The 11,036-nt window shown below is 69.9% G+C and carries 10 protein-coding genes; 6 read left to right on the top strand and 4 right to left on the bottom strand.

Features of this window, described 5'->3' with window-relative positions; all coding sequences use genetic code 11:
* Positions 1 to 149 precede the first annotated feature (149 nt).
* Together J8I33_RS25995 and J8I33_RS25990 are read left to right on the top strand one after the other, a co-directional pair.
* Complete coding sequence (locus tag J8I33_RS25995) at positions 150 to 668, top strand: hypothetical protein (protein WP_209939406.1); 519 nt, start codon at positions 150 to 152, stop codon at positions 666 to 668.
* 135 nt (positions 669 to 803) lie between these two features.
* Positions 804 to 1,115 carry a hypothetical protein gene (locus J8I33_RS25990; protein WP_209939405.1) on the top strand — a complete coding sequence of 104 codons (312 nt, stop codon included), beginning with the start codon at positions 804 to 806 and terminating at the stop codon, positions 1,113 to 1,115.
* 42 nt (positions 1,116 to 1,157) lie between these two features.
* Here J8I33_RS25990 and J8I33_RS25985 read toward each other — a convergent pair whose 3' ends face one another.
* The gene (locus tag J8I33_RS25985; RefSeq protein WP_050015880.1) at positions 1,158 to 2,042 is read right to left on the bottom strand and encodes a LysR family transcriptional regulator; all 885 of its coding nucleotides are present in this window, start codon (positions 2,040 to 2,042) and stop codon (positions 1,158 to 1,160) included.
* Between the two features lie 157 nt (positions 2,043 to 2,199).
* On the opposite strand from J8I33_RS25985, the gene J8I33_RS25980 reads away from it, so the two are divergent.
* Complete coding sequence (locus tag J8I33_RS25980; protein ID WP_209939404.1) at positions 2,200 to 3,789, top strand: MFS transporter; 1,590 nt, start codon at positions 2,200 to 2,202, stop codon at positions 3,787 to 3,789.
* A gap of 18 nt (positions 3,790 to 3,807) precedes the next feature.
* On the opposite strand, the gene J8I33_RS25975 is transcribed toward J8I33_RS25980, so the two are convergent.
* The gene (locus tag J8I33_RS25975; RefSeq protein WP_050016022.1) at positions 3,808 to 4,236 is read right to left on the bottom strand and encodes a pyridoxamine 5'-phosphate oxidase family protein; all 429 of its coding nucleotides are present in this window, start codon (positions 4,234 to 4,236) and stop codon (positions 3,808 to 3,810) included.
* A gap of 331 nt (positions 4,237 to 4,567) precedes the next feature.
* On the opposite strand from J8I33_RS25975, the gene J8I33_RS25970 reads away from it, so the two are divergent.
* The 3 genes from J8I33_RS25970 (at position 4,568) to J8I33_RS25960 (ending at position 8,043) form a co-directional block, all read left to right on the top strand.
* Positions 4,568 to 6,094: an aldehyde dehydrogenase family protein gene (locus tag J8I33_RS25970; protein WP_050015884.1), complete on the top strand. Its 1,527-nt coding sequence runs from the start codon at positions 4,568 to 4,570 to the stop codon at positions 6,092 to 6,094.
* Positions 6,095 to 6,272: 178 nt separating this feature from the next.
* Complete coding sequence (locus tag J8I33_RS25965) at positions 6,273 to 6,821, top strand: hypothetical protein (RefSeq protein ID WP_209939403.1); 549 nt, start codon at positions 6,273 to 6,275, stop codon at positions 6,819 to 6,821.
* Between the two features lie 205 nt (positions 6,822 to 7,026).
* Entirely contained in the window at positions 7,027 to 8,043 is a 1,017-nt protein-coding gene (locus J8I33_RS25960; protein ID WP_209939402.1) for a helix-turn-helix domain-containing protein, read from the top strand.
* Positions 8,044 to 8,154: 111 nt separating this feature from the next.
* Here J8I33_RS25960 and J8I33_RS25955 read toward each other — a convergent pair whose 3' ends face one another.
* Both J8I33_RS25955 and J8I33_RS25950 read right to left on the bottom strand, forming a co-directional pair.
* Complete coding sequence (locus J8I33_RS25955) at positions 8,155 to 9,252, bottom strand: ADP-heptose--LPS heptosyltransferase (protein ID WP_050015890.1); 1,098 nt, start codon at positions 9,250 to 9,252, stop codon at positions 8,155 to 8,157.
* Positions 9,249 to 10,952, bottom strand: a complete 1,704-nt coding sequence (locus tag J8I33_RS25950) for a thiamine pyrophosphate-binding protein (RefSeq protein ID WP_209939401.1) — start codon at positions 10,950 to 10,952, stop codon at positions 9,249 to 9,251. Before J8I33_RS25950 ends, J8I33_RS25955 begins: the two co-directional genes overlap by 4 nt.
* Positions 10,953 to 11,036 lie beyond the last annotated feature (84 nt).

Genomic DNA, 11,036 nt, shown 5'->3' with positions numbered 1-11,036 from the left:
GCGATCGGGCCGTCAAGTCCCGTCCTGCTCGTTATGCTGTCCGGTTCCTCAGAAAGAACCTTAACTGAACGGCATTAGAGCTAAAGCGGCAGGCTTGGCTACTTCGTCAGGTCGTCGGGGAAGCCGATCAGGTCGATAGGTCGCTGGCGTTGCTGCTCAACGCGGCGCAGGCGCCACGCGAGCGTATCCGTCACTTCTGGCATAGCCGGCTCAAGGGGCTCGCGCAACATGCGACGCTGGGCGCGGTCAGGGATGCCGATCTGAAGATTGAAGCGCATGCGCTAGATCCGGCGATTGGTCCGCAGGCTCCGGTCGCGCGCTGGGTCCTTCAGGCGCTGGCCGGCAAGATGGCGTTATATGGTCAGGGGGCGCAGCTTGTCGCACTGCCTCACGAGGGCGGCGTCGCGCTCAATCTTGTCGTCAAGGAGCTGCCGAGCGTGGACGCGCCGTGGAAGACGGACTACGAGTACAACCTGTTCCCAGCCGTCGAACTCGTCGCGTGTGTGGCGATGTGGGTATTCGGGATGCTGCTGTCCCCCGACAAGGCGTGGGGCACGTTCGAAACGGTGTTCACCAGTGTCATGGTTGTCGTCGTGATCTTGTGTGGTGGCTGGCGCATCCTCGCACAGCGGCTCTATGCCGACGACGTGTGGCGCCAATACGGGTAAGCAGCGATGAAGGCATTTCGGCAATTCGGCATTCCCCGGTTCGTGGCGTTGTGGTGGCTCTCGCTGCTGGCGTGTGCCGTCTGGATGACTGCGAGTTAGGGGCATGCGTCGGCAGTACTGGGTACGGCAACCCCTTTGCAATACGCGTTGATCTTTCTGGGCTTCACGGTGGGGCTGATCGCAGACGAACTGTGCGATCGATGGCGATGGCATCTCGCATGCATCTTTCATATAGAGGATGTCGTCGACGGCGTGTGTCCTGACCGGGAACACGAGATTGCGCAGGCGGCGGTGTGGCGCTGGTATGAGCATCGAGGCAAGCCGTGGTGGATCAGTTCACATCGGGAACGGCCCCATGTGCGCACAGCGGATGCGTGGCAGCGTTTTGAGGCGTATGACCGTGCGATGAAGCGGCAGATGCGCGCGGCCCGAAACGGCGACGTATGACGTCGCATCGGCGTTCCTGATTCACTGGCGCCGGACTGAACGCTACCTGAACAGCCGCTCGCACAGGAAATCGACGAACACGCGCAGCTTCGGCGACAACTGCCGGCTCGACGGCCACACGATCGAGAACTGCCCGGGCGCGATCCGGTAGTCGTCGAGCACGGTGACGAGCGCGCCGTGTTCGAGCGCGTCGCGCGCGAGGAAGTCGGGCATGTAGCCGATGCCGAGCCCCGCGAGCACGGCGCCGCGCAGCGCTTCCATGTTGTTGCAGGTCATCGCGGTGCGCAGCGTGAGCGGCGTGCCGTCGTCGGCCGCGAGCGCCCAGTCCTGCAGCTTGCCGGTGGTCGGGAAGCAGTAGCGTACGCAGTCGTGCGCGTCGAGCTCGCGCGGCGTGCGCGGCGTGCCGGCCTGCGCGAGATACGCGGGCGTCGCGCACAGCACGAACGCGAACGGGCCGAGCCGCCGCGACATCAGGCTCGAATCCGACAGCGGGCCGCTGCGGATCACCGCGTCGAAGCCGCCTTCGACGACGTCGACCATCCGGTCGTTGAAATCGAGATCGAGCTCGACGTCCGGATAGCGCTGCCGGAATTCGGGCAGCACCGGCAGCAGGAAGCGGTAGCCGATCACCGGCAGGCTCACGCGCAGCTTGCCGCGCGGGCGCTGCGCGGACGCCGTCACGGTCGCCTCCGCGTCGCGGAAATCCTCGAGGATCCGCTGGCAGCGCTCGTAGAAATGCCGCCCCTCGTCGGTGAGCGTCACGCGCCGCGTCGTGCGGTTGAACAGGCGCACGCCGAGCGACTGCTCGAGTTTCGCGATCGTCTTGCCGACCGCCGACGCCGAAATGCCGAGCGCGCGGCCGGCCGCGACGAAGCTCAGCGCTTCGGCGGCGCGGACGAACGCGACGATGCCGGTGAGGTTTTCCATCGAATCGAACGGTGTGCGGACGACGCACGCTAGCGGGGCAATTGCGGAATTGTAGTCCGTTATCTGCGGAGCTTCGCGTGGTTTTTCGCGGATTGAATCCGATTTATCTTTTGTCGCTCTGATGGCGCATCCGCGCCGGCTTTTTCGAGGAGCGATGATGGATCACCCTGTTTCAGCCGTTTCGGCCCACGCGGCGCGCCGGCGCGCATGGGTGCTGGCCGCCGTCTGCATGGCCGCCGTCGCGCTGCCGCTGTCGTTTTCGGGCGGCGCGGTCGCGACGCCGGCGATCGGCCGCGACCTGCACGGCAGCCCGGTCGCGATGAACTGGATCACCAACGCGTTCATGCTCGCATTCGGCAGTTTCCTGATGGCGTCGGGCGCGCTGGCCGACCAGTTCGGCCGCAAGCGCCTGTTCGCGATCGGCGTCGGCGGCTTCACGCTGATGTCGGTCGCGCTCGCGTTCGCGCCGTCGATCCTCGCGGTCGATTTGCTGCGCGCCGCGCAAGGGCTCGCGGCGGCCGCGGCGCTGGCCGGCGGCACGGCCGCGCTCGCGCAGGAATTCGACGGCGCGGCGCGCACGCGTGCGTTCAGCCTGCTCGGCACGACGTTCGGGATCGGGCTCGCGTTCGGGCCGGTGCTCGCCGGCGGACTGATCGGGCATTACGGCTGGCGCGCGATCTTCGTGACGGGCGCGGTGGCCGGCGTGCTGTCGCTCGCGTTCGGACTGCCGCGCATGCACGAGTCGCGCGATCCGCACGCGACGGGGCTCGACTGGCCCGGCACGATCGCGTTCACGGCCGCGCTGACGCTGTTCACGTTCGGCGTGATCGAGGCGCCCGCGCGCGGCGGGTCGAGCCCGCTCGTGATCGCGCTGCTGGCCGGCGCGGCGCTCGGCGCGTGCGCGTTCGTGACGATCGAGACGCGCGTCGCGCGGCCGATGCTCGACCTGTCGCTGTTTCGCATCGCGCGCTTCGTCGGCGTGCAGGTGCTGCCGGTGTCGACCTGCTGCTGCTACATCGTGCTGCTCGTCGTGCTGCCGCTGCGCTTCATCGGCATCGACGGCTTCAGCGAGATCGACGCCGGCTGGCTGATGCTCGCGATCTCCGCGCCGATGCTGGTCGTGCCGCTCGTCGCGGCGACGCTCACGCGCTGGCTGTCGGCCGGCGTGATTTCCGGGCTCGGGCTGCTGGTCGCGGCGGGCGGGCTCGTGTGGCTCGGCATCGCGCTGCGCGGCGGCGCGGGGCCGGCGGCGATCGCGCCGATGCTCGCGATCGGCATCGGCGCCGGCATGCCGTGGGGGCTGATGGACGGGCTGTCGGTGAGCGTCGTGCCGAAGGAGCGCGCGGGGATGGCGACGGGCATTTTCAGCACGACGCGCGTGGCCGGCGAGGGGATCGCGCTGGCGATCGTCGGCGCGGTGCTGGCCGCGCTCGCGCAAGCGGGGCTTGCGCAGGCGGCAGGGGCCGCCGGCACGCCGGACGCGACGCTGCGGGCCGCCGCGCGGCTCGCGACCGGCGATCTCGCGGGCGCGGCTGTCGCGTTGCCGGGCGTCGGTCGTGCGGCGTTGATCGCGAGCTACGCGCACGCATTCGACCGGCTGTTGATCGCGCTGGCCGTCGTCACGGTGCTGTGCGCGGTGGTGGTGTTCGGGTTTCTCGGCGGGCGGCCGGCTGTCGACGAAGCGGGCGATGAAGTAGACGGCCCCGCGCAGGCCGACGCCGCCGTGCCCGCATCGTCCGCTCGTTAAAGCCTCACCCGCCGCGCGTCACGCCAGCACGAGCGGCGGCAGCCCTGCCTCCGCGCGAGCTTGCGCGCATTCCACATCGATCACGAGATAGCGCAACGCATCCGGCCACAGATGCGCGCGCGCTTGCGCATCCTCGTCGAGCGTCGCGCGGCCCTGCACGAGCCAGGTCGTCTGACGCACGAAATCGACGAACAGCAGCGCGATGGCCGGATTCACGAGCAGGTTGCCGATCGTGTTGAGCAGGTTGTTGCCCGCGAAGTCGGGCAGCACCAGCGTGCGGCGGTCCGGGATATCGACGAGCGGCGCGAACGAGCCGTCGGCGCGCGGCTGGCGGCCGCGGTACGAACAGTCGGCGTTGCCGGCCGCATCGGCGGTCGCGACGATCAGGAAAGCCTGCTCGCGGATGAATGCGATGGCGTCGTCGGTCAGCGGGCCGCGATCGTTCATGGTGTCGGTCGGCGTGTGCGCCGTGGCGTGTGAATCCGCGACAAGCACGCAAGCGACATGCCACGCGGCGCGGCGCGCGTTTGCGGGCAGCGCGCCGCCGCGCACTGTGGAAATTCCGAACACCGGCCCCATCGCTGCGCAATCGCGGTGTTCAGAATCGGTACACCGGCCGTGTTGCGGACGTGAACACCGCACGGTGCGAACCCGCGCCGGCCGCGATCGACGTGCGCCCGCTCCCGCCCGTTCCGTTTGGCACGCATGTTGCATGAACGGGATCAGCGCATTCCAACCGGCGCTCTACTCACACAAGCACGATGAACAGGAGACATGTATGAACCCGTTTGACCTGAAACAACTGGGCCTCGACGTCGAATACCCGTACCGTCAGCAATACGACAACTACATCGGCGGCAAGTGGGTTCCGCCGGTGAAGGGCGAGTATTTCGAGAACGTGTCGCCGATCAACGGCCAGCCGTTCTGCCGCATCCCGCGCTCCGGCGCCGACGATATCGAACTGGCGCTCGACGCCGCGCATGCCGCGCGCCGCAAGTGGGGCAAGACGTCCGTGGCCGAGCGCTCGAACCTGCTGCTCGCCGCCGCCGACCGGATGGAAAAGAACCTGAAGCTGCTGGCCGTGGCCGAGACGATCGACAACGGCAAGCCGCTGCGCGAGACGATGGCGGCCGACCTGCCGCTCGCGGTAGACCACTTCCGCTACTTCGCGGGCTGCATCCGCGCACAGGAAGGCGGCATCTCCGAGATCGACGACAACACCGTCGCGTACCACTTCCACGAGCCGCTCGGCGTGGTCGGCCAGATCATCCCGTGGAACTTCCCGCTGCTGATGGCCGCGTGGAAGCTCGCGCCGGCGCTCGCGGCCGGCTGCTGCGTGGTGATGAAGCCGGCCGAGCAGACGCCCGCGTCGGTGCTCGTGCTGATGGAGCTGATCGGCGACCTGTTCCCGGCCGGCACGATCAACATCGTGAACGGCTTCGGCAAGGAAGCGGGCGAAGCGCTCGCGACCAGCAAGCGGATCGCGAAGATCGCGTTCACGGGCTCGACGCCGGTCGGCAAGCACGTGCTGCGCGCCGCGGCCGAAAGCCTGATCCCGTCGACGGTCGAACTGGGCGGCAAGAGCCCGAACATCTTCTTCGCCGACGTGCTCGACCAGGACGACGCGTACCTCGACAAGGCGCTCGAAGGGCTCGCGATGTTCGCGCTGAACCAGGGCGAAGTGTGCACGTGCCCGTCGCGGATCCTGATCCAGGAATCGATCTACGACCGCTTCATCGAGAAGGCCGTCGCGCGCGTCGAGCGCATCAAGTCCGGCCACCCGCTCGACCTGCAGACGATGATCGGCGCGCAGGCGTCGCAGCAGCAGCTCGACAAGATCCTGTCGTACATCGACATCGGCCGCGGCGAAGGCGCGCAATGCCTGACGGGCGGCGAGCGTACGGCGCCGGCCGCCGACCTCGGCACGGGCTACTACGTGAAGCCGACGATGCTGCTCGGCAACAACAAGATGCGCGTGTTCCAGGAAGAGATCTTCGGGCCGGTCGCGTCGGTGATGACGTTCAAGGACGAGCAGGAAGCGATCGAACTCGCGAACGACACGTTCTACGGGCTCGGCGCGGGCGTGTGGACGCGCAGCGGCACGCGCGCGTACCGGATGGGCCGCGAGATCGAGGCCGGCCGCGTGTGGACCAACTGCTACCACCTGTACCCCGCGCACGCGGCGTTCGGCGGCTACAAGCAGTCGGGCATCGGCCGCGAGACGCACAAGATGGCGCTGTCGAACTATCAGCAGACGAAGTGCCTGCTGGTCAGCTACCAGGCCGAGGCGCTCGGGTTCTTCTGATCGCCGTAGTCCGTGGCGAAGTGTCGGGGCCGGTTGGGCCCGGCACTTCGCGCGGTTCGATTCCTTGTTCGACAGTCGGCGTCGGTCGCGCTTTGCCGCGCAGCCGGCGCCGCTAACGATTCCGGTCGTCGCGGGCTCGCGGTCGCCCGGTGCGCCCACGCGTGCGACGACAACCAGCATGGCAGACCTGCCCCGATCCTTTCCACGTCACCCGGTATTCCATCCGGGCGAACTCGACGCGCAACACCGCTTCGGCGTCGCCGACGAAGCCGAGCGGATGAGCGACGTCGTGACCACGCGGCTGACCGTCGGCGTACGGCAGTTCGTCGAATCGCAGCCGTTCATGTTCGTCGGCATGGCCTCCGGCGTCGGCGCATCGATGACCTGCGACATCGTGCAGAGCCGGCGCGACGCGAACGGCGACCTGCTGCCGGTGGTGCGCGTGATCGATACCAAGACGCTGCGGTTCGCGTTGCCGGCCGCGCCTGACGGCGATGGCGGCCGGATCGACGCGGCCGCCTGCGATGGCCGGGGCGTCGGATTGCTGTTCGTCGATGTCGTGCGCGGCCTGCGCTACCGGATCAACGGTCGCGCCACGCTGCGCGCCGATTTGCCGGAAGCGGACGCGGCGCCGTGGGCGGCGGACAGCGCGATCGTCGAACTGGCGATCGCGCAGGCATACGGCAATTGCGGCACACGGGTCGTGCGGCTGAAGCCGGCCCGGTAGCCGGTGGCCGGGCGCGGGCGGCGGCGCGCATGCGCGGTCGCCGCGCGGATCGCACCGGCGGCGTGCGCGGCATGCCGCCTTCGGGTGCGCCCGCATGGCGAGCATCGGCCGGACAGCGTGGAATGGCGGCTTGCTCGCCGGGCCGTGCGGTTCGGCACGGGACTTGCGTGATACGCAGGGTTCCGCGCAGGTGAGGGAGGACACGATGGAGCAACACGTGGCGTATACGGAAGAACCGACCGCCGAGGACACGCGGCGCAGCGCGCAGGGCGACGACGCGTTCGCCGGGCAGGCCGTCGTCAGCGTCGCGCACGATGCGGACGAGCAGGCGCGCAACCTGATCGGCTGGCGGCAAACCTACGACCAGCTCGCGGCCGGCCGCTTCGTCGGCACGCTGACCGAGCTGCCGCTCGACACGATGAAGCTGTTTCGCGAATCGACCAGCCACCTGCTGCGCCAGGCGTGCGAAGTGCGCGGCGACGCGTACTGGTTCGGCATCCCGCTCGTGTGCGACGGCTCGGCGCGCGTCGATGCATGCCGCATCGGCCCCGGCGCGCTCGCGTTCCGGCCCGGCAACGTCGAATTCGAACTCGTGACGCCCGCGCAGTTTTCGATCTACGGCGTCGTCGTGCGCGGCGACGTGCTGCGTCGCTACGCGGAGGAAGTCGAGCACCGCGCGCTCGACGAGCGGCTGTTCACGCAGCGCGTGATGCAGGTCGGCGACGCGCGGCTCGCGCGCCTGTGCGCGCTGCTCGGGCGCCGGCTCGACGGCGCGGTGGCGATGGCCGGCCCGCTGCCCGATGCGCAGCGCGACGACCTGCAGGCCGAAGTGCTGGCCGCGCTGTTCGATGCGTGCGCGCAACCGGCCGACGACGGCAGCGGCGCCGCGCCGTCGACGCGCCGCTGGATCGTCGACCAGGCGCGCGACTACGTGCTCGCGCACCGCACGCGTCCGGTCGGCGTGCCCGAGCTGTGCGAGCAGTTGCACGTGAGTCGGCGCACGCTGCAGTACTGCTTCCAGGACGTGCTGGGAATGGCGCCCGCGACCTACCTGCGCACGCTGCGGCTGAACGGCGCGCGGCGCGACCTGTGCGGGCGCGCGGCCGGCTCGGTGCAGGACGTCGCGGAGGCGTGGGGCTTCTGGCATCTGAGCCAGTTCGCGACCGATTACCGACGCCTGTTCGGCAAGCGGCCGTCGGAGACGCTGCGCGATCGCGCGTGAACGTGCCGGTATGGTGAGCCGGGCGGCCGGCGGCGCGCTCACGGCGGTGCTGGCGCCGGGCGCGCGCTGCGGCCGGTTCGATCCTTCCGCTCGCCGCCGCGCCGGCTTCGCTCAGATGGCCGACGCTGTCCCGTCGCGCGGGGCGGGCCACGCCAGCGCGTCCCAGTCGATCGCGCGGTACGCGGCTTCGACCGACGCCAGATCGTCCGGCCGCTCGCTGCGATGCAGCCCGTGCAATTCGGCCGGTACGTCGAGCATGACCGGTACGCAATACGGATAGTCGCGCACGCGCAGCACCGGCCCGATCGTCGTGAAGCACGCGATCGTCGGCACGTCGAAACCGTCGGCGAGATGCACGGCCGCCGTGTCCGGCGCGAACAGCAGGCTTGCGCCCTTGACCCACGCGATGAAGCGCGCGGTGTCGGTCGCGTCGCGGCTCACATCCACGTAAGCGGGATGCGCGATCGGGCCGAACCCCACCACCGGCAGCCCGTAACGCTGCGCGAGCCGTTCCACGAACGCGACGCGCAGCGCGGGCGGCACGCTGCGCACCGCGGTGCTCGCATTCGGGCAGAACAGCACGTACGGCCGCAGCCATTCGGCCGGCAGCGCGGGCAGCGATAGCCGCGCGAGCCAGCGGTTGCGCTTTGCGGCAGCCGGCACGGCAGCCGGATCGACGCCGAGCGCGTCGAGGAAGAAATCGATCATCGGCAGCCGCGCGAACGCGGGCCAATACAGGTGATTGCCGACATCGATGCAGTGCGCGTCGGCGGGCAGCGCTTCGGCCGGGCACGGCAATGCGCGCGACGGCGCGACGACGTCGGCCGCGAGCGCATACAGCGCATCGACGTAGCGCGGCGCGCGCGCCGGCCGGTACAGCGTGAAGCGCAGGCCCGCATGGGCCGCACGCAGCGCGGCGACGGCCGTCAGCCCGATCACCGAATCGCCGAGCGCGACACCCATCCCGTTGATCACGTGCACGTGCCGCGTAGCGCCGTAATCGAGCCGGAACGGCCGGTGCGCGGCGTGCAGCAGGCCGAGCGCCGGCGCGGCCGCCACGTAGCCTTCGGCGCGCACGTCGCCGTATTCGAGGTCGTACGGCGCGACGAGCGTGCGGTCGGGCGCGAGCAGCGTGCCGGGGCAGGCCAGCGCGTCGTCGTGCGACAGCGCGGCGACGGGCGGCGCGGCGTGCATGTTCACCGTCGTCATGCGCCGCGCGCGCGGCGGCCCTGCTCCCGGATCTGCTCGAGCGTCGCGGCCGGCGTGCTGGCGTCCTGCGGGATGCGGATCTCGATCACCGCGGGCAGCCCGCAGGTCAGCGCGCGTTCGAGCGCGGGCGCGAAATCGGCGGTGCGCTCGACCGTCTCGCCGTGCGCGCCGAACGCACGCGCATAGGCGGCGAAATCCGGATTCGTGAGCCCCGTGCCGTGCACGCGACCCGGGTAGTTGCGCTCCTGATGCATGCGGATCGTGCCGAAATGGCCGTTGTTGACGACGATCGCGACGATGTTCAGCCCGTACTGCATCGCGGTCGCGAGCTCGTTGCCGGCCATCATGAAGCAGCCGTCGCCGGCGAGCGCGACGACGGCGCGCTGCGGATACAGCGACTTCGCGGCGAGCGCGGCCGGCAGCCCGTAGCCCATCGCGCCGCTCGTCGGCGCGAGCTGCGAACGGAAGTGCCGGTACGCGAAGTGGCGATGCAGCCAGATCGCATAGTTGCCTGCGCCGTTGGTCAGGATCGCGTCGTGCGGCAGGCGTTCGCGCAACTGCACCATCACGTCGCCGAGCTGCACGTCGCCGGGCATCGGCAGCGGCGCATGCCATTCGCGGTACGCGCGGTGCGCATCGGCGGCCGCGCCGGCCCAGGCAGGCCGCTCGGGCGGTTCGAGCGCGGCCAGCGGCGCGGCGATCTCGGGCATGCCCGACACGATCGGCAGGTCGGCGGCGTATACGCGGCCGAGCTCGTCCGCGCCCTGATGCACGTGGATCAGCGTCTGGCGCGTTTTCGGGATGTCGAGCAGCGTGTAGCCGCCGGTCGTCGCTTCGCCGAGGCGCGGCCCGATCACGAGCAGCAGGTCGGCGTCGCGGATGCGTTTCGCGAGCGCGGGGTTGATCCCGAGCCCGACGTCGCCCGCGTAGTTCGGGTGCGCGTTGTCGATCGTGTCCTGGAAGCGGAACGCGCACGCGACCGGCAATTGCCAGCGTTCGACGAAGGTGCGCAGGTTCGCGCACGCGTCGGGCGTCCAGCCGCTGCCGCCGACGATCGCGAATGGCCGTTCCGCGCGCGCGAGCCGCTCGTGCAGCTCGTCGAGCTGCGCGGCCGACGGCGCGGCCGCGATGCGTTTCGCGGCCGGCACGACGGGCTGCGGCGCGCACGCGTCGGACAGCACGTCCTCCGGCAGCGCGAGCACGACCGGGCCGGGCCGGCCGGACGTCGCGACGTGGAACGCATGGCTCAGGTATTCGGGGATGCGGCGCGGATCGTCGATCTGCGCGACCCATTTGGCCATCTGGCCGAACATCCGGCGGTAGTCGATTTCCTGGAACGCTTCGCGGTCGAGGTGTTCGCGTGCGCACTGGCCGACGAACAGGATCATCGGCGTCGAATCCTGGAATGCGGTGTGCACGCCGATCGACGCATGGGTCGCGCCGGGCCCGCGCGTGACGAACGCGATGCCGGGCCGGCCGGTCAGCTTGCCGACCGCTTCGGCCATGTTCGCGGCGGCCGCCTCGTGGCGGCAGACGACCGTCTGGATGCGGGCGGTGTCGTCCGCGAGCGCATCGAGCACGGCGAGGAAGCTCTCGCCCGGCACGCAGAACACGCGTTCGACGTGATTGGCGAGCAACGCATCGACGAGCAGTCGTGCACCGGTGGTGGCGCGCGACTCGAGGTCCTTGGAATGCGACATGGGCTGCCGTCTCCCTGGGTAGCGGGACGTACAGCTTACGCCGGTTGGCTGCGGGCCGGTACGACGGCCGCTGAAAAGTGTCGG

This window comes from Burkholderia sp. AcTa6-5 (assembly GCF_017815075.1).
GTDB classification, from domain to species: Bacteria; Pseudomonadota; Gammaproteobacteria; order Burkholderiales; family Burkholderiaceae; genus Burkholderia; species Burkholderia sola.
The sequence above is the reverse complement of the archived record's forward strand: the minus strand, read 5'-3'. Positions and strand labels throughout refer to the sequence as shown.